16 protein-coding genes are annotated in these 20657 nt (G+C 25.5%); 12 read left to right on the top strand and 4 right to left on the bottom strand.

Going from position 1 to position 20657, the window contains the following annotated elements; all coding sequences use genetic code 11:
* The first annotated feature begins 27 nt into the window (after positions 1-27).
* The gene (locus BN2920_RS12615; RefSeq protein WP_058295358.1) at positions 28-1062 is read left to right on the top strand and encodes a C40 family peptidase; all 1035 of its coding nucleotides are present in this window, start codon (positions 28-30) and stop codon (positions 1060-1062) included.
* Between the two features lie 193 nt (positions 1063-1255).
* Entirely contained in the window at positions 1256-2071 is an 816-nt protein-coding gene (locus BN2920_RS12610; RefSeq protein ID WP_058295357.1) for a hypothetical protein, read from the top strand.
* A 77-nt stretch (positions 2072-2148) separates the two neighbouring features.
* Here BN2920_RS12610 and BN2920_RS12605 read toward each other — a convergent pair whose 3' ends face one another.
* Positions 2149-2331: a hypothetical protein gene (locus BN2920_RS12605; RefSeq protein WP_058295356.1), complete on the bottom strand. Its 183-nt coding sequence runs from the start codon at positions 2329-2331 to the stop codon at positions 2149-2151.
* Positions 2332-2573: 242 nt separating this feature from the next.
* Between BN2920_RS12605 and BN2920_RS12600 the strand changes: the two genes are divergently transcribed.
* Positions 2574-3500 (top strand): ketopantoate reductase family protein, encoded by a 927-nt coding sequence (locus BN2920_RS12600; protein WP_058295355.1) that lies wholly within the window; start codon positions 2574-2576, stop codon positions 3498-3500.
* A gap of 528 nt (positions 3501-4028) precedes the next feature.
* On the opposite strand, the gene BN2920_RS12595 is transcribed toward BN2920_RS12600, so the two are convergent.
* Positions 4029-4817, bottom strand: a complete 789-nt coding sequence (locus BN2920_RS12595) for a histidinol-phosphatase HisJ family protein (protein ID WP_058295354.1) — start codon at positions 4815-4817, stop codon at positions 4029-4031.
* A gap of 184 nt (positions 4818-5001) precedes the next feature.
* Between BN2920_RS12595 and BN2920_RS12590 the strand changes: the two genes are divergently transcribed.
* The 6 genes from BN2920_RS12590 to BN2920_RS12565 all read left to right on the top strand — a co-directional run bounded on the left by BN2920_RS12590 (position 5002) and on the right by BN2920_RS12565 (position 16154).
* Complete coding sequence (locus BN2920_RS12590) at positions 5002-9108, top strand: DUF445 family protein (RefSeq protein ID WP_058295353.1); 4107 nt, start codon at positions 5002-5004, stop codon at positions 9106-9108.
* A 231-nt stretch (positions 9109-9339) separates the two neighbouring features.
* Positions 9340-11049: a methyl-accepting chemotaxis protein gene (locus tag BN2920_RS12585; RefSeq protein WP_058295352.1), complete on the top strand. Its 1710-nt coding sequence runs from the start codon at positions 9340-9342 to the stop codon at positions 11047-11049.
* Between the two features lie 884 nt (positions 11050-11933).
* Complete coding sequence (locus tag BN2920_RS12580) at positions 11934-12488, top strand: ECF-type riboflavin transporter substrate-binding protein (protein WP_058295351.1); 555 nt, start codon at positions 11934-11936, stop codon at positions 12486-12488.
* 181 nt (positions 12489-12669) lie between these two features.
* Positions 12670-14376 (top strand): ABC transporter ATP-binding protein, encoded by a 1707-nt coding sequence (locus BN2920_RS12575; protein ID WP_058295350.1) that lies wholly within the window; start codon positions 12670-12672, stop codon positions 14374-14376.
* Positions 14373-15203 (top strand): energy-coupling factor transporter transmembrane component T family protein, encoded by an 831-nt coding sequence (locus BN2920_RS12570; protein ID WP_058295349.1) that lies wholly within the window; start codon positions 14373-14375, stop codon positions 15201-15203. The genes BN2920_RS12575 and BN2920_RS12570 overlap by 4 nt, the downstream gene beginning before the upstream one ends.
* A 126-nt stretch (positions 15204-15329) precedes the next feature.
* Entirely contained in the window at positions 15330-16154 is an 825-nt protein-coding gene (locus BN2920_RS12565) for a DUF975 family protein (RefSeq protein WP_058295348.1), read from the top strand.
* 288 nt (positions 16155-16442) lie between these two features.
* Here BN2920_RS12565 and queF read toward each other — a convergent pair whose 3' ends face one another.
* On the bottom strand, positions 16443-16925 hold the full coding sequence (gene queF / locus BN2920_RS12560; RefSeq protein WP_058295347.1) for a preQ(1) synthase: 483 nt from the start codon (positions 16923-16925) through the stop codon (positions 16443-16445).
* 77 nt (positions 16926-17002) lie between these two features.
* Positions 17003-17485 carry a QueT transporter family protein gene (locus BN2920_RS12555; RefSeq protein WP_058295346.1) on the bottom strand — a complete coding sequence of 161 codons (483 nt, stop codon included), beginning with the start codon at positions 17483-17485 and terminating at the stop codon, positions 17003-17005.
* Between the two features lie 297 nt (positions 17486-17782).
* On the opposite strand from BN2920_RS12555, the gene BN2920_RS12550 reads away from it, so the two are divergent.
* The 3 genes from BN2920_RS12550 to BN2920_RS12540 are packed head-to-tail and all read left to right on the top strand — an operon-like array spanning position 17783 to position 20632.
* The gene (locus tag BN2920_RS12550) at positions 17783-18508 is read left to right on the top strand and encodes a tetratricopeptide repeat protein (RefSeq protein ID WP_058295345.1); all 726 of its coding nucleotides are present in this window, start codon (positions 17783-17785) and stop codon (positions 18506-18508) included.
* Positions 18509-18556: 48 nt separating this feature from the next.
* A complete protein-coding gene (locus BN2920_RS12545; protein WP_058295344.1) occupies positions 18557-19048 on the top strand; it encodes a hypothetical protein in 492 nt (163 codons plus the stop codon).
* Between the two features lie 45 nt (positions 19049-19093).
* Complete coding sequence (locus tag BN2920_RS12540) at positions 19094-20632, top strand: hypothetical protein (RefSeq protein ID WP_058295343.1); 1539 nt, start codon at positions 19094-19096, stop codon at positions 20630-20632.
* Positions 20633-20657: the final 25 nt, after the last annotated feature.

Here is a 20657-nt window from a genome sequence, read left to right as displayed (position 1 = left end):
CTGTATACATAAACAAAAGGAGAAAGTATGAATAAGAATATAGGAAAAATAGCGATTATAGGATTACTACTTAGTGGAACTACTCTAAATTATATAACTGTAATTGCTGCACCAATGGAGCAGGCAGAAAGAATTACTCAATCTGAGGAAGAAAGTAATTCACTTGAAGAAGTTATATTAAACATACAAGAGTGTGATAACAACATAGAAGAAAAGATGGACAAATTACAAAAGCTTCAAGAAGAATTGGATGCTAAAAGTGAAGAAATCAAAATTAATGAAGAAAATATAGAATCTCTTGAAAAAGAGGTTGAAGAAAGAGACAAACTACTTGCTGAAAGATTAAAAGAAATTGAAAACAGTGGAGGACTTAAAGTCACACCATTAAAATATATAGAGGCAATTTTAAATTCAGAAAATCTATTAGATGCAATAAACAATCTAAATTCTATTTATAGAATCTGCAAAAGTGATGCAAAATTAATTGAAGAAGCAAAAGAAGCCAAAGAAAATTTAGAGAATACTAAAGAGAAAATTGTAAATGATAAAAAGAAGCTAGAAGAAGATAAAGAGTATGTTAAAGAAGAACTTTCAAAATTAGAAGAAGAAAAAGCAGAACTTATTAAATACATTGAAGAAAATAGTGAACTTTTAAATGTTACTAATGGAACTATTGTTCCAATTGAACTTCCAGATGGAATTTCAGAACTTGCTAAAAATTTAATAAATACAGCACAAAGATATTTAGGTGTTCCATACCTTTGGGGAGGAACAACACCAAGCGGATTTGATTGCTCTGGTCTTATGCAGTATGTATTTGCAAAAGAAAAAATAAGTATACCGAGAACTTCTCAAGAACAGCAAAAAGCATCAGAGCCTATAGATATAAATGATGTAGAGCCAGGAGATTTAGTATTCAATAAGGAAAGCGATTCAACACATGTTGGCATGTACATAGGTAATGATAAATATATACATGCTCCTCATACTGGCGATGTTGTTAAGATAAGTACTTTAAGTACATCAAATATGAAATACGCAGGAAGAGTAATAGATCAATAAATAGCAATGGATAAGACATTTTATTAAAATAAATATAGTCTCCACGTCATATAATAAATTTTAATCAAAATGTAGAAAGTAAATTTATAAAAAAATTAAATAGTAAATAGTTTTGCTATATTAATAATGAATATATTTGTGGTATACTTGTGACAATAATTAATAATACATACAAAAGAAACGAGGTTTGAATATGAAGTGGTTAGATAAGCTGGAGAGAAAATTTGGAAGGTATTATATTCCAGATTTGATGCTTAAGGTCATTATTGTCAGTGCAATTTTATATGTAGTAACTTTTTTTATTTTAGGTGATACTAGTTTTATTAATTCAATGATATTAATTCCTGGAAAAGTCATGCAGGGGCAAATATGGAGACTCATTACCTTTATATTTATTCCTCCATTAACAACTAGCTTGTTATCAGTAGTTTTAACTCTTTACTTTAATTATCTTGCAGGTGTAAGCTTAGAACGTGAATGGGGAGAATTTAAGTTTAATGTATATTTCTTCTTTGGTATGATTGCCACAATAATAGTATCATTTATAACAAAAAGTCCAGTAGATGGTACTAATATAACATTATCAATATTTTTAGCATTTGCTAAGATATTTCCAGAGTTTACAGTTTTATTATTCTTTATAATACCAATAAAGATGAAATATCTTGGATACTTATCATGGGCAATTGTTATACTTAATGTTGTAAAATCACTTATAACAGGAAATTATGGATATGCACTAGTTTACTTATTACCATTACTAAATTATATAGTTTTCTTTGGAAAAAGTAATTATAAAAATACAAAGATAAATGCTACATCTAAAATTAGAAAAAATAAATATCAGAAGGCATTTAAAGTGGTCGAAATGCCATATAAGCATAAATGTACAATTTGTGGTCTTACAGATGCAGATGATAAGAATATGCAATTTAGATATTGCAGCAAGTGCAAAGGACATCACGCATATTGTGAAAAACATATATATGAACATGAACATATAAAATAATTAATATATAGAATAAAAACAAAAAGATTCTATTTACTTGTATTAAGTATGAATAGAATCTTTTTGTTTTATGTAATTTAATTATTTGCAGGCTCCCATTTGCAACGTACAGGAGAAACTATAGCTTCTTCTTTTTTTAATTCTTTAAATGCTTTGTCAATATCCTTACGATCAAGTCCAGATAACTTTTCAACTTCTCCAGCACTTAATGGTTTCCCAGCTTCTTTCATAACGCTCAATATTTTTTCTTTTATTTCCATTTCAATCTCTCCTATCATATAATAGTAATTATTAATTAATATTATATATGCAGATATAGAAAAACACAAGACATAAAATACACTTTTATAATCAATAATATGATAATATATAAATAAAGAATTATTTTAAGGAGATGTAAAAAGTGAAAAGATTAGTATAGAGTCATAGAAAAAGAGTTGTGTTTTATTTTTATAAAATAAGAAGAATATATATATGATAATTTAAAAGGGGGAATTATACTATGAAGTACTTAATTATTGGGGCAGGCGGAACAGGAGGATGCATTGGAGCTTATCTTGCAAAAGCAGGAAATGATGTGACTTTTATTGCAAGGGGAAAGCATCTTCAAGCAATTAGAGAAAATGGATTGACAGTACATTCAGCAAGAATAGGAAATTTCACTATTGATAATGCGAAAGCATGTACTATGGGTGAATATGATGATGTACCAGATGTTATTTTTGTTTGTGTAAAGTATTATTCTCTAGAAGAAACTGGTGCATTCGTAAATAGAATAGCTAAAGAGGATACATTAGTAATACCTATTTTAAACGTATTTGGAACAGGAGAAGTAATGCAGAAGTATTCTCCTAAATGTACTGTTTTAGATGGATGTGTTTATATTTTCAGCATGATTGAAGAGCCAGGTGTAATTAATCAGCCTACTTCTATTTTTAAAGTGTATTTTGGTTTCAGAGACAATCAAAATAGAACCATGGAAAGTTTAGCAAAGATTGTTGAGAAAGATTTAAAGAGTTCAGAAATAGAAGCTTACCTTAGTGACAATATTAAGCGTGATACTTTACAAAAGTTCAGTTTTGTTTCACCTATGGGAGCAGCTGGATTATATTATCATGGAGTTGGTAGTGATTTTATGGTTCCTGGTGAAAAACAAAATACATTTATTAGTCTTGTTGAAGAAATAGAATCATTAGGACATGCTATGGGAATCGTTTTTGAAGAAGATATTACAACTGTTAATATGGAAATATTAAAGGGTCTAACAAAGGATTCAACAACTTCTATGCAGCGTGATGTTGAGAAAGGTGGTCCTTCTGAATTTGATGGATTGGTTCACAATGTTGTAAGACTTGCAGAAAAGTATAATGTGGAAGTGCCTACTTATAAAAAGATTAGTAAATGGGGAAAGTCAGAAAATATAATTTAGGATTATAAATAAAAGGTAGTTTTTAAATAGATGATACAAAAAGAAAATCAATATACATTGATGAAAATATGTAGATGAATATTATATGCCTAATATATTATAATTTACCGATAGATAAATTGTAATTTAAGCAAGAACCCAAATTTTATATTTGGCTGCTCGCGCTTACTCCTATGAACTAATGTGAATAGTGTGTTTCCTTAAAATTACCAATTGTCAATTTTCAATAATCAATGAAGGAAAAAAAGCTTAAAGCTTTTTAATTATATATATTGCATTGTTATGGCATTAGCCATAACATCCGCATTTAATAAGAAATATAGATATCATATTATTTAAAAGAATGAATTTTGTGATATTACTTATTTTAATAATACTAATAAATAATTTTAGATGAAAGAAAGAAATAGAGCTCTCAAGTTCTTCGCAAAGCATACAATTTAAGCAAAATGCAAGATATGTTTTCCCTACGTATTAAAAAGCTAGGAGAAATTGAGAGTTCTATTTCAGTTGATATCACTTAATTCACTATATCAATATTCCATGTTTGTTTCTTTTATTAAAAGTAAATACATATTTAAAATCTAAGCTTTTTAAAATATCATATGTATAAGAAATATTTTCACCAACTCTTATAGAATCATGAGCGTCTGAACCAACTGTAATTATTTCTCCATTTAAGTCTTTATACATTTTTAATATTTCAAGTTTTGGAAAAAGTATATTATTATGAAGACCAGAGGTATTAATCTCGATTCCTTTTCCTCGAGAAATAAGAGTCTTTAATATCTCATGTATATATTCTTTATATTTAGATAAATCATATATACCGTAATAATTAAAAGCGTATCGTTGAATAATATCTAGATGGCCAAGAACATCAAAGTCACCAACTTCTGAAAGTATAAGAATTTCTTTAAAATAATCTTCATAAGAAACTTGTTCTCCATATTCTTTTAAATTAGTGCGAAGTCCTTTATTGTTTACATTATGTACGGAACCGATTATAAAATCTATGTCATTATTTTTATAATATTTATCAAAATCTTCTTTATATAAATGATATTCTCCAGATTCAATTCCAGCTTTTATTTTTATTGAATCTGAGTAAATTGAAGATAATCTTTCTATTTCATTTTTATAATCTGTAAATTTGAAAGTTTTATAGCTTTTATCTTCAGGATCAAAGCTTACATGCTCTGTAAAGCAAAGTTCATTTATGTTATTTTTTATTGCTTGAATTACAGCTTCTTCCATACTTTGCTTTCCATCAAAGGAAAAATATGAATGAAGGTGATAATCACTTAAATATTTCATTTTTTATTTATATCCTTTCTTTTTTATAGTCATAAATTAAATAGTATGTTAAGTGTGAATTATGTGCATAATCATATTAAATCATAAATTAAATTTATTTAAAAGGTAAGATGATAATGTATAGGATTTCTATAAAATTTGTAAAAAAATAAGTAATGTTATAAAATAATTTAAGGTGATGAATATGAGTATAAATGGAAATTTAATGTTTTTAATTCTCCAAGGAATTTCAGGAGGGGCTTCAGGATATATTACAAATAAATATGCTGTAAATATGCTGTTTAAAGAATATACTCCTTTAAAATTTGGTGGAGTAATAAGAAAAAATAAACAAAAGTTTATTGAAGAGCTTAGTGAATTAATTGAAAGAGATATTATAAATGGTAACACTTTAAAAGAGAAAATTTCAACAGATGAATTTAAAATGCAGCTTAAAAGTATGTGCACAAGTATTCTTACAGTTAATTTAAGAGAGTCAATAAATGAATTGAAATTTCAGGATATATCTAATTTCTATGAATGTAAGAATGCTTTTAGAGAGTTTACCAAAGAAAACTTAGAATTACTTATGAGTGATTTTGTAAGCAATTTTTTGAATAACTTTGATATAGAATCTATTTTATCGAATACTCAAAAAGCTAATATAAGTAATAAGCTGTATAATTTGATTTTAGATACTCTTGAAAAAGAAGGTATAACTCAAGAGCTGATACTTGATTTATATAATGAAAATTCAAATATTAAAATTTCAGAAATATTAAATGAAGACAGTAAAAATAAAATAAAAGAAGAAATTGAAAAATATACAGAATTAATAATAAAAGATGTTTTTGAGGATGAAGAAAGTTTAAAATCATTTATAAATAAATTATGTGAAATTTTAAAGATTGATGATATTATTGATAAATTACAGGAATCGTTAAAAGAAAAAGAAATAGGATTTTTTATCAATTCAGAAAAAATAGAAAATTTTATAAATTCTAATGATTTAAGAATAATTCTAAAAGATATTATAGGCAAAATATATGAGGAATTTTTAGAAAGTGATAAGTATATATATGAAATATTGCCAGAAGAAACTAATTCAATTATAGAATCTATTTTAAAAGTGATTATAGAAAAAAGTACACCATATATATGTGAATATGTTGTACATAATAAGGATGAAATTAACAAATTAATAGAAGAATCTATTAATGAAGCCATGGTTGGTTTTGATAGCTCTATTAAAAATTTAATAATTAATAAGGCAAGAGATACTTTCTTAAGTGATAATCCTTCAAAGACTAATGCTGTTAATAAAATTGTAGAATATATTGAAAATTATTCAACAAATGAAAATGCGCCAAAAGACCTAAGCGAATATATTATTAATTACTCTAAAGATATAAAAGTAAGTGATATAGTTAAAAATTTAGATAAAGAAATTGTTTATGAAAAGCTATTTATGAATGATGATTCTATAATTAAAGTCATTATAAATAAACTTCTTAAGAAAAAAATTAAGGATGTTATAACATTTGATTTAAAAGAGTTTTTAAATGATAATGGCAGTGAATACATATATAAGATTATATTTGAAAATAAAATTAATCTATCAAAGAAAATTTCACAATTTATATGTGAAAATATAAATAATAAAGTTGATGAATTATATAATACTGATTTAAAATCAATAAATTTCATAAATAACAATATAGATAATATATCAAAAAATTCATCTAAGTATATTTTTGAATTATTTAAAGAAAATGAAGAAACTATAAAAAAATATATTAAGAGTAAAGTGCAGACTTCAATAAGTGAAATAAATTTGAATGAAGAATTTATTAAAAATAAGACCTTTGTAGAAAGTATGTGCATAGAAAAAGTACTAAGTATTGAAGATGAAATAATATCTAAATATGAGGATAGTGAAGTAATAGATATAATAGAAAAGATAACAAGCAAAGAAGAAGTTATTGAGCAGTTAAATGAAGAAATTTTTACTTATGTAAATAACAATTTAAATATTATACTAGATCAAAAGGTTAAAAAGATAGTTTATGATAACCTTATTACATTTAATGAAGATGAAATCTGTGATCTTGCGCAAAAATTTATGGGAAATGAATTAAAACCACTTTCGATTTTTGGTGGAATACTTGGAGGAATTACTGGACTTATATTTGGACTATTCTCTGCTAATATTAATACATTTGGATTTTATAATAATAGTTTAACAACAGTTACTTCATGCTTGTTAATGGGAATTATAGGTATTATGACAAATGTAATAGCTTTAAAAATGCTTTTTCATCCATATAAGAAAAATAAGTTTCTTGCAAAGATTCCGTTTTTAAAAAACTTTGCATTAGGATATATTCCAGCACATAGAGAAAGTATGGCAGTTGGCATTGGAAATGTGATTGAGGATAATCTTCTTAATGCATCAAAAGTCAAAAGTTTATTTGAAAATAAAAAAAATTACTTAAAGATGTCATTAATTAATAATATTGAAGGTAGTAATTATGAAGTATTATCAAAGCTTATTGCTGCCAAAAAAGAGACTTTAAGTAATTCGTTGTATAAAAGAATTTTAAATGTATTACAAGATGAGAAAACAAATAATGATTTATGTAAAAGTATTAAAAATACTAAAATAAATAAGATTGTTAAAAAAACTCATTTAGATAATTTGTTTAATAATTTTATAAAACAAAAAGATTCTATAGAAAATAATATAATTAACTATATTGAGAGAAAAATTCAAAAGGAAGAAAAAATAAAAGATATATTAAATGATGAAATTTTATTAAAAATTAATAAATCTATAGAAAATGAAATATATTCAAATATTAAGAGTTTTACATTTTCTTTAGCAAAAAAAGATTTTATAAAAAACATGTTATTTAGTAATGATGAATGTTATGTAAATTTAATAAATAAATCTATAAAAGACTTCTTAAATGAAGAAAAACTTGAAAGTATAAATAAGTTCTTTGAAGTAAAAATAGAAAAATTCTTAAAAGAAGATTTTAAAGTTCTTGCAGGAAAATTTGTAGAAGATTATTTAACAAAAGAATTGAGTAATGAAAATACAGTTGCAGATGTATTTGATGGCTATGTAAGATTAATACTTAATAGAAATTTATATAGTATAAGCAAAAAGTTAAATGATCAGCTTGTGAAATATTTAAATATAAATAAAGATGAAATAAGTTCATTGGTAAAAAATATCATAAGCAGTCAATTAAACTTTTTAGAAAAAGGTTTATTTTTAATGGCTGGAGGGAATAAAATTGTAGATGAATGCGTAGATATTATGGTCTCTAAAAAGACTCCAGAATTTATGAATGATAACCTATATGAAATTATATCTGTACTAGAAAATATGTTAAATAATTCATTATATGTGACTGAAATAAGTGAATTTAATATAAAAGTTGAGGATATTAACATACCAAATACAGTTAATTCTATTTTTGATGTAGGTGAAAACATAGATTTAAGTAAAGAGATAGAAAGCATTAGTTATTATTTGTGTGAATACATATGTAACATAAAAGTGGATTATATAAGAAGCTTTATAAATGAGAATTGCATAAATGAAGTGCATATGATTCAGGAGGAGATTTCAAGAAATATAAATGACGATTTAGACGAAATTTCTAGATATATAACTAATATGTTAAAAGAAAATATTATAAAATATATTTATGATGTTAAAGTAGAAGAAATATATGAAAACATGAATATAAGATATACTATTAAAACTATTCTAAATAAAGCATTAGATATTAGTATTCGAAAAGATAATATAAGTAGTATAATAAAGAATTTTTATGAAAGTAATTCAAATTTAACTTTTAAAGATTTTATTGATGAAAATGTATTATTTACAGATATAAAAGAAAATCTAATAGGATTGTCTAAAAACAATGAATTTAATGCTGAAAATATGAGATTAATAAATATAGTAGTAGAAAATGCAATAAGAAATAATATGGATTTTATAAATAATAGTGCAAAAATGGATCTGACAGAATATTTTTCAGAAGCTATGATGTCTGGTGCAATTGAACATACAACTAATATATTAAAAGGTATCAAATTAAAAGAAGTAACTGAAAAACAAATTTCAGCTATGGACCCTAAAGAAATTCATATGTTATTTGATTCATTTGCAGGCGATTTCTTCAAGAAACTTTATTTATATGGAAGTTTCGGGGCAGTTTTTGGTATTAATGTATATTTATCAATAATATTAGTTATAGGAGATGCAGTATCAGAAAAAAACATAAAGAAATAAGTTTTAATAAATAGATAAAAATCACTTTAAACACTACTGTAAATACTGGAAGTTTAAGGTGATTTTTATTATTAGAATGAAAATCATATGTTGCATTAAAGGAAAAAATACAATTTATTGACAGAGCACATATAACAATATAAAATACAAATGTAGATATTGGGTATAAAGTATATTTATTAAAATTTTTTATAAATTTAATATTTGAAGATGAAAGGGGCATAAATAATAATGAAATTAAAACTAAATTTTTCCATGAGAATTTTACTAATTACATTTATTCCTATTATAGGAATATCGTTATTTTTAACGATACTAAATATAAAGGGATTAAATCAAACTAGTGACAAGCAACTAGAAGAGGAACTCAGAAATACTGGAATGACTATTTTACAAAATTATGAATCATCAAATACTGATAATTATGAATATAAGAACGATATTTTTAGTAAAGGAGATATAAAAATATCAGAAGAGTTTAATTATATTGATAAACTTAAAGAAAAAACAGGATTATACGTTACAATATTTTATAATGATACAAGAGTAATAACTAATATAATGAAAGAAAATGGTGAAAGATTTATTGGTACAAAGGCTGACCCCAAAGTCATAGATGCAGTTCTAAAAAATGGAGAAATGTTCTATACATCTAATATATCTATAAATGGTATAGAATGTGCTGCTAATTATATTCCAATAAAACAACCTAATGGGGGACAAGTTGTTGGAATGGTTTTTGTAGGAAAAGATAGAACTATAGTTGATAGTGATATGTCTAAATTAAATACTATATCTTTTATATGTCAAATAGTAATAATTTTAATATTAAGTGTATTAGCATCTATATCTATTAGACATATGGTTAAAGTAATGAGATATTCTACTAATAACCTAATAAAAGTGAAAGACGGAGATCTTTCCATAAGATTTGATGAAAAAATGCTTAAAAGAACTGATGAAATTGGTGATGTTATAAGAGGAACAGATAACTTAATACAATCTTTAAGAGATATTTTAAATAATATTATAATAACATCAAAGACTTTAGAAGCCTTTTCAAGCAATTTTAATGAATCAGCTGAAAATATTAGCGGTTCAATGGCAAATATAAATGCAGCAGTTGGAGAAATAGCTAATGGTGCAACATCACAAGCCAATGAAACTCAAAATGCAAGCTCTCAAATTTTTGATATTGGAAATGCTATAGATGTGACTAAAAATCATGTTGAACTTTTAGATAGTAGTTCTAAAAAGATGCGCGAATATAATGATAATGCTAATTATACATTAAATGAACTTTCAGAAATTAGTAACAAAACAAAAGAAAGTGTAGGCATAGTTAAATCTCAAACAGATTTAACAAACAGTTCAGCATTAGAAATTAGAACTGCAACAGAACTTATAGCTGATATTGCAGATCAAACTAATTTACTTTCGCTTAATGCAAGTATAGAAGCAGCAAGAGCAGGAGAAGCTGGAAAAGGATTTGCCGTTGTTGCAGAAGAAATAAGAAAGCTTGCTGATCAATCACAAAATTCAGCAAAAGTAATAGCTGACATAGTTGAAAAACTCATTAAGAATTCAAATACAAGTGTAAGTACAATGAATGATGTTGAAACCATAATTAATGAACAAAACAATAAATTAGATTCTACAAAAAAGATATTTAAATTTGTTAATGATGAAATCATAGGAGTAAGAAATGTAACAGTAAAAATTTCTGAAGAAATAGCAAACTTAAATAATTTAAAAAATAGCTTATTAAACAGCATTGAAAGTTTAGCAGCAATAGCAGAAGAGAATGCTGCAAGTACTGAGGAAACATCAGCTTCAATGACTGAATTAAGTCAAGCTATAGACAAAACTTCAGGTGAGGCAGAACAATTTGTACTTTTATCAGAAGAATTAGTAAAAAGCATAAGTAAATTCAAATTGTAAAAATATATTTATTAAAATATAGTACAACATAAATATGTTGTGTAGAATAAGAGTTTAGTGGATAGCAACCGAAATTCAATATATGATATGCTCGATTGTATGGAAATTTCATCTAAAAATTCTAATGGCAGAGGCTGCACCCAAAAATGTTTGCTCCAAAAAGCAAGTTTTTGGACAAACAATTTTGGAACAGTCTCTGCCAAAGAATTTAAAAGCTTAAATTTCCAATACAATACTACGCATATTCATATATTGAATTTCTTTGTTTTTCTCTAAAATCATATATACCCAATTTATTTTAATTATGATTAATGTTTTTTATATTCTATGCCATAAAGTATATCTTCTAATCAATGGAGGTGATTTATGAAGTTAGCTATAAAAATCAAGCTAACCAGCATAGAATAAGCAAATTCGTAAGAATTTATATTCTTATATTTATACCTTTAAAAAATGATAAAATATTAACTTTTTAAATCTTTAACATGTATAAATAACCATTCCTTAATTTAAAAATGTATTTATTTAGAGTAACAATCTTTATACTATGAGTTTAGATGAAACAAAGAAATGAAGTTCTTATGTTCGTCGGAGACTTGAATTTTTGTAGCAAGCGAGCCGAACATGAGGGATTCATTTCGGTTTTTACCCACTAACATCTAATACTACGTAATTTATTTATTTTATATACAAATAGCCATGTTGAATATTAAACAATCATTTTTAATTAATTATGATAAAATTGGGATTTTTAATAAAATAAACAATTTAATATGGATTTTTTTGTTTTTTAGCTTTATTTTTTTCTATAATATATTATAATACAGTTGTTAGGAATTATATTGATACTAATATTCATTAAAAAGATTGAGGAGGAAAAGAAAGTGACAAATAAACTATTAAGCATCAAAACAATAGTTGCAATTGGAATTGGATCAGCTGTATTTATGATTCTTGGAAGATTTGCATCTATTCCAACAGGTATTGCAAACACTGAAATTCAAACAGCATATGCATTCCTTGCATTAATGGCAATTATCTATGGGCCTATAGCTGGAATTTCAATTGGATTTATTGGTCATACATTAAAGGATTTAACTTCATATGGTTTACCTTGGTTTAGCTGGATAATTGCATCAGCTATTGTTGGACTTATTATTGGGCTTGCATGGAATAAAATTAATATAAATGAAGGTGAATTATCTAAGAAAAAAATTATCGGATTTAATATATGTCAAGTTATAGCAAATGCAGTTGCTTGGTTTTTGGTTGCACCAACTTTAGACATAGTAATATACGCAGAACCTGCTAATAAAGTATATCTTCAAGGTATAGTTGCAGGAATAAGTAATATGATTACAGTAGGGATTATAGGCACTATCTTATTAGTTTTATATTCTAAGACTAGAGTAAAGCAAGGTAGCTTAGACAGAGAATAGTTTTTATAAAATATAAAGAGATGGAAAAACATTCCGTCTCTTTATATTTTACAAAAAATAAATTAATTTAATAGTATAATAAATTTACCATATACATATTAAAAAAAATAGTTTATCATAGTAGAGTATGTAAAAAGAATGTCTAAATAAAGAAGAAAGAATAATGAAAAGGGAGATTTGTATGAGAAAAACTGTAATAGAGTTTAATGATTTTAGTTTCCAATACAGAGCTCAGGCAAAGCCAACTTTAAAAAACATAAATTTAAGAATATACGAAGGAGAAAAAGTACTTATTGTTGGTCCTTCTGGTTGTGGAAAAAGTACAATATCAAATTGTATAAATGGATTAGTGCCATTTAAATATGAAGGTAAAATTGATGGAAGCTTAAAAATAAATAATAAAGAAAGTAAAGATTTAAGTATATTTGAACTATCTAATATGGTAGGAACAGTTCTTCAGGATCCTGATGGACAATTTATAGGACTTACGGTTGGAGAAGATATAGCATTCAAACTGGAAAATGATTGTATTAATCAAAATGAAATGAAAGAAGCAGTAAAAAAAGCTGCAAAGCTTGTTTCAATAGACAATCATTTAAATTCATCACCACAGAAATTATCAGGTGGTCAAAAGCAAAGGGTATCCCTTGCAGGAGTTATGGTTGGAGCGCCAGATATACTTCTTTTTGATGAACCATTAGCAAGTTTGGACCCAAGCACTGGTAAAAAGACAATTGAGCTAATAGATGAAATAAAAAAAGCAACCAATAAAACAATTATTATAATCGAACATCGTTTAGAAGACGTTCTTTACTGTGATGTTGATAGAATAGTAGTTGTGAATGATGGTATGATAATTGCAGATGAAAAGCCATCTGAATTATTATGTAAGGAAACACTTAAAGAAATAGGAATAAGGGAGCCTTTATATTTAAGTGCCTTGAAGTATGCAGGATGTCATATTAATAGTGATATGCACGTAGAAAATATAAATACTATAAATGTAGAAGAATGTGTAAATAAGTTAAATACATGGGCTGAAAATATTAAAGAAGACGAAAGCCTTCCTGGTGAAGAAACCATACTTGAGCTTAAAGATATAGACTTTAAATATAATGATGGAAAGCAGATATTAAAAAATATATCTTTTAAAATACATAAAGGTGAAATGATAAGTATAGTAGGTAGAAATGGAGCAGGTAAATCTACCATATCTAAACTAATTTGTGGTTTTTATAATCCTAATAAAGGAGATATTCTTTATAACGGAAGAAGTATTTTAAAAGACAGTATTAAAGAACGTTCAGAGAAAATAGGAATGGTCATGCAAAATCCAAATCAAATGATTTCTAAAACAATGATTTTTGATGAAGTAGCATTAGGGCTAAAGGTTAGAGGTATTAATGAAGAAAAAATAAAAGAAAAAGTTTATGATACATTGAAAATATGTGGTCTTTATGAATTCCGTAACTGGCCTATATCAGCTTTAAGTTATGGGCAGAAGAAAAGAGTTACAATAGCATCTATGCTTGTTCTTAATCCGGAAGTATTAATATTAGATGAACCAACAGCAGGGCAAGATTTTAAACATTACACAGAAATAATGGAATTTTTATGTGATTTAAACAAACAAGGTATAACTATAATAATGATAACTCATGATATGCATTTAATGCTTGAGTATACAAATAGAGCAATTGTTTTATGTGAAGGTGAAAAACTTATGGATGATAGTTCATATAAGGTTTTAACAAATAATGAAATAATAAAGAAAGCGAATTTAAAAGAAACATCTTTATATGAACTTGCAGTAAAAACAGATTTAAAAGAGCCTAAACAATTTGTGAAAAAATTTATAGATTACGATAGGAGGTATAGAAAGATATGAATGAAACATTCTTAGAATATAGAGAATTAGAATCTCCTATACACAATCTTACAGGTGCAACAAAGCTTATTTGCTTGATACTTTGGTCACTTACATCAATGCTGACTTATAATACATTTGTTTTGGCATTTTTAGTTATATTCAGCATTATGATATTTAAAATTTCTAAAGTAAAATTTAAACAAATTTCATTTGTTTTTTATTTCATAGTGGTGTTTTTAATTATAAATAATATAGCTATTTTTATATTTTCACCATATGAAGGCGTAGCTATTTATAAAAGCAGAACTGACCTTTTTCATATAGTAGGACCATACACAGTGACAAGCCAGCAGCTTTTTTATCACTTAAATATAACATTAAAATATTTTTCTATAATACCTATAGCTTTAGTTTTTATGGTTGCTACGAATCCAAGTGAATTTGCAGCATCATTAAATAAAATAGGAGTTAATTATAAAATAGCATATTCTGTTTCAATAGCTCTTAGATATATTCCAGATATTCAAAATGAGTATAGAGATATATCATTTTCACAACAGGCAAGAGGAATAGATATGTCTAAAAAGGCAAAGCTTACACAGCGTATTAAGAATTCAACTTCTATACTTATGCCATTAATTTTTTCTAGTCTCGATAGGATAGAGGTAATAAGTAGTGCCATGGAGCTTAGATCGTTTGGAAATATGAAGAAACGTACATGGTATAGTGAAAAAAAGTTTAGAAGTAGAGATTATTTTGCAATGATTGTTATGTTACTTATATTTATGGTATCAATTATAATTACAATTAAAAATGGAAATAGATTTTATAATCCTTTTATCTAAAATATAGGCTTAATCAAAACAGAATATTGTTGATTAAGCCTTTTACTATTACATAGCTTATATTTTTGTTTTATTATAATATATGGTAAAATATAACTTGTATAATATAAAAAAGGAGAAAGAAATATGAATTGGATAAGTTGTTCAGACTTAAGAAGAGAGGCAAGGAACTCATTAAGAGGAAGATGGGGACTAGCTGTAGGAACATTTTTAATAGGAGGAATTATTACATGTATACCTAATATTATATCTTCATTTATGAATAATACTGTAGGAACAATAAATTCAAACACGGTAATATTAATAACGTGCATTACTGCAATCATTTTTTCAATTATCAGAGCTTTGCTTGAGGTGGTAATTGAATATGGAAGGTGTCATTTTTCATTAAATATTGCAGAGGATAAAAATGCTGATGTTGTAGATATATTTTCAGGATTTAAAAATATTCTAAAATTACTATTAGTATGGATTATTACAGGAATAGGTTTTAATATATTACTGTTACCCGTATATGCTTTAATTATAATATCAGCATTATATTTTGCTTATGGTTCAATTTCTTATTTTAATGGTGGTTATGGTAGTATTGCCCCAGATATTTTATCAGGAGCTTTTGGTTTCATTGGAATTCTTATAATATTATCAATTATAACTACAATTGCATGTATTATTTTGGATGCATTTATGTCACAAACTTACTACATTCTTAAAGAAAATCATTCAGAATCAATAATTAATTGTATTAAAAATAGTTTTAAAATGATGAAAGGCCACATATGGAATTATATAATTCTTAATTTAAGTTTTATTGGATGGGGAATTCTTTGCATATTCACTCTTGGAATAGGATTTCTATGGCTTACTCCATATACACAAATCACTAAAGCTAAGTTTTACCTAAAGATAAAAGAAGCATATTATTTTAATAACATGAGAATAAATGAGTAAAATATTTGATATCAGAGTTTAGGGGTAATATTCGAAATTCAATATATGTTATGCTCGATTGCGTAAATATTTCAGCTAAGAATTCTAATGAAAGAGGTTGTATCCAAAACAGTTTGCTACTAACTTTTTAAATATTTCTTAATTTGAAAATGTATTTATAGTAATAGTCTTTATATTATGAGTTTAGATGAAATAAAGAAATAAAGCTCTTATGTTGGCTTCATTTTTGTAGCAAGCGAGCCACACATAAGAGCTTTATTTCGCTTATTTCAGCCTAAACTCTAAATACTACCTATTATCAACCTTTTCTGGATACAAATCATGATTAGCAAGTCTATTAAATGCAATTTGTTCATATTTTGTATTAGGTTTTCCATAGTTACAATATGGATCTATAGATATTCCCCCTCTTGGAGTGAATTTACCCCATACTTCTATATACTTTGGATCCATAAGCTTTATTAAATCCTTCATTATTATATTCATGCAATCTTCATGAAAATCTCCATGATTTCTAAAACTAAATAAATATAGCTTTAATGATTTACTTTCAACCATTTTTTTATCTGGTATATATGATATATATATTGTGGCAAAGTCAGGCTGCGAAGTTATTGGACAAAGGCTTGTAAATTCAGGGCAATTGAATTTTACAAAGTAGTCATTGTCAGGATGTTTATTATCAAAAGTCTCTAAAACCCCTGGTGCATATGAAAAAGGATATTTAACATTTTGATTTCCAAGTAAATTTAAATCTAAATCTTCACGCATAATTTATTCTCCATTCATGTAGTATTTATTTTTCGATTTTAAAATTTATCATGCAGAATTCCTTAAAGTTTAAGAGTTTATAGAAATTTATTTTTTAGTGAGTTTACAAGAAACACGCCACAAATTCCAGGAATAACTTGCCCAAGACATAAGCTTATGGCTAAAGTGTAATATGGTACATGTAGTATTAAAGATAGCCATATTGGTACAATAAGCCCTGGAACAAATGTTATTATAAGCGCAATATAGCTTGTACTCAATTTATATTTTTTTACTAGATAAATTAAGTAAGAGGTTATTACTCCTACAATGAAACCACCTAATATGTCAAATATGCCAAGTCCTCCAAGGACCATATTTGATATTATGTTTGATAGACCAAGGGGTAAAACTAGGAATGGACATAGATAAGCCAAAGAATAAAGTGTTGTGGCTATACGAACTTGTACAGCTCCAAAAGCAAAGCTTTGTGTAAAAAACATTGTTACCACATATATAGCAATAACTATTGCAGAAACAGTAAGCTTTTGTGTTTTAGAAATATTCTTACCTAATTCCATATAAATCACCTCCAAAAAAATAAAAAGATGGGAAAATGCCCATCTTAAAAAACACATAGAAATATTACTCTTACTCTTTCTACATTATCCCTAGTTTTATTTATAGACAGGATGGTCACGAACTGTCTTATTAAATTTTATTGTACTTAATTATATTGCATGACTATATGATTATATAAAATAAAATTTTCTTTATCAAGTAAAATTTATAAATTTTTATAGTCTGATAATCTAATATAATAGATTTTATGGTAAAATAAGTTTGTAAATGATTTTATAAAAAGCAGGTGAAAATATATGGACCAAAAAGAAATAGATAATTTTTTAGAAGAAAACAAAATAAGAGTCCAAGGTGGAAATATTTCAAGTAATGCAGAATTATCATTACTTTTAAATAGTATTGCTAAAGATGAACTTAAAAAAGAGAATGTAGATAAAGCAAAGTACTTTATAAATAAAGCAATTAATTTTGATCATAAAAACCATGAGGCATTATTTATAAAAGGCATGATTTGCAGACACGAAATGAAATATGTAGAAGCAATTGAAAGCTTTAAGAATTATAATAAAATTATGAATGATGGTCTAAGTCTTATATATATAGGATTTTGTTATGCAGAATTATTTGATAGTAACAATGCTTTAGACTATCTTAATAAAGGTGAAAAAAGTCTTTCAGAAGAGGAAAAGAGAAATGATGAATTATTATTATCCTCTGTATATGAATGTATAGGAAACATATATTTAAATAGAGAAAATCTTTTGGAATTTGATGGAAGTGATAAATTGAAACTTAATTATAAGTTAGCTGTAAAGAATTTTAAAAAGTCATTAAAATTACATAGAAATAATCATGAATTATTAAACAAGCTCGCTGCATGTTACTATCATTTTGAAGATGAAGGTAGAGCGCTTTACTGCTATGAAGAAGCAGCTAAGTATACTTATGATAAGTCAGCTTATTTAGAAGTAATTGAGGAAATGAAGAGTATGGGGATTACTTCCACATATATAGAATTTTAAATTATATAATTATATGATATATTATAATTTGAAAAGAAGGGTATTATTATGAGATTATATTTTAAATGGTTGAATAAATTAAAAAATGGACTGAAAAAAGAAGAACAAAAACAAGAATCTAAGAATATTGAAAACATAACTGAAGAATCTAATGCTTTGAATAAAAGGATTGATTGTTTAGAAAGTTATGACTTATTAATAAAGCTTGATAGAAGCAGCATAAATATTGTAGATGATTTTGAAAGCCATGTTAAAAATTTTAAAGTAAATAATCAAATGATATTATCAGAATTTATAAATAAACATGTTAATGCATATCTGCCGGATAGCAAAGATAAAGAAGCAATATGGATTTTACGTGCTAAACATATAAATAAATGGATTAATCTAGCCATAATAAATAAGAAGGATTTTGAAACTAAATTTTTAATTAATAATATAATTTTACAGAAAATTTTTGAAGATGAAGAAAAATATGAAATGATATTAGTTTATGAAGGAAATAGAATTCTAAATCAAGTATATGATGAATTAAATTAAATGTACATAATTAATTTGTAAATACATTATAAAGGGAGATAAAGTATGCCGAATATTTTTGATGGAATCAATAAGTTAAGTGATAATGAGCTTATAGAGCAAATAGCATTACTTGAAACAATTAATATGTATAACCTTTCAAAGCCTATTGCTCAAAAAGCTATAAAAAAAGCTGTAAATATAATTAATTTTTTAGGAAACAAGATTGGAAAAGATCCTAATATAAAAGAACCAGAAGTAAAAGAAATTTGGATACTACTTGAAGAAAAGACAAATGAATTAAAAGAGTATACAAGAGAAGAGCTTAATGAAAGATTAAAAGAGATACTTATAGAAAAATCCAAAAATAAATCTGATGAACCAAGTGAAGATGAAATTTCAGTAAAAGTTATAGAAGAAGCAGCAAAATTATATAAAATTAATGATAATTTAACACCAGCAAAAAAAGCTGATCTGACTTATTTGAATTATTCTAAAAAGAACGATGAAAATGAGGAAAAACACTTAAAAGGAGAAAACATTCAGGAAGTAGAGTATGTTATTGTAGGTGAAGAAAATAATCAATACTTAGAATTTGAAGAAGAAAATGAATTTAAGAAAGTAATAGAAGAAGATAAAATTTCAATTTTAAATTCAATGAAAAATTTGGATAAAGATATGCTTGCCAAAATTGTATGGATAGCAGTTAAAAGTTATGGAAAATTATTTACTCCTAAAAATGAAGATATGCCGAGCTTTGTAAATGGTGAAGAAAAAGAAGCAATAATAAAAAATGATGAAGCTTTTAGAAGTTTAAAAGATAATTTATTAAAGACAGAAAATGAAGTTAAAAAATGCATAAATGATATAGAAAAAAATGAGAATGATTTAAATAAAGAAAATAAGAATTTAAATAGTAAAATAAAAATAATAAAAAATTCTGAGAAAGATATTATTGATTTAGAAAATTTAAAAAAATCTTTAGAAGAAGAAAAAAAATTAAAATGTGAAAAACTTCAGATATTTGAAGAACAACGAAAAAATTTAAATTTAGAAGAATTGAATTTATTAATGGAAGAATATGAAAAAGTAAAATTAGAAGTTTTTGATATTACAAATGAAATTAATAATATAATTCATGAAATTACATATAAAAATGAATTGAGAAATAATACATTAGAAGAAATTAATGAGAAAGAGGAGTTGCTAAAAAAACTTTCAATTGAAAAAGAAAAACTTGCTAAAGAAAAAGAAAAATTGCAAGAGATATTTTTATCAAAGAAAGAAGAAGCTAATCAGATAGAAAGTGAAAAAAGGTGTGAAATATTCTCAAGATGGAAAGATACATTTGATAGATTTATTATAGAAGATACTGATATAGAAAATATAGTTGATTTTAGCATAGATGAGCTGATAGAAATAGAGAAATGCTTATATGAATTACATTTTACTCATGACCCAGAAGCACTAAGTATAGGACTTGTTAAAGAAGGACGAGAGAAATATGATTATTTTGAAGCTGTTTCAGATAAAGGATTTAATTTTGAAGTATGGTACAAAGTTTTAGAAAATAAAAAAATACATATTATATCAATTCATTGCTAGTTATAAAGAAACTATTTTAGAAAGG

The organism is Clostridium neonatale (assembly GCF_001458595.1).
GTDB lineage: Bacteria > Bacillota > Clostridia > Clostridiales > Clostridiaceae > Clostridium > Clostridium neonatale.
Note: the sequence above shows the minus strand (reverse complement) of the source record. Positions and strands in the feature narration are given on the sequence as shown.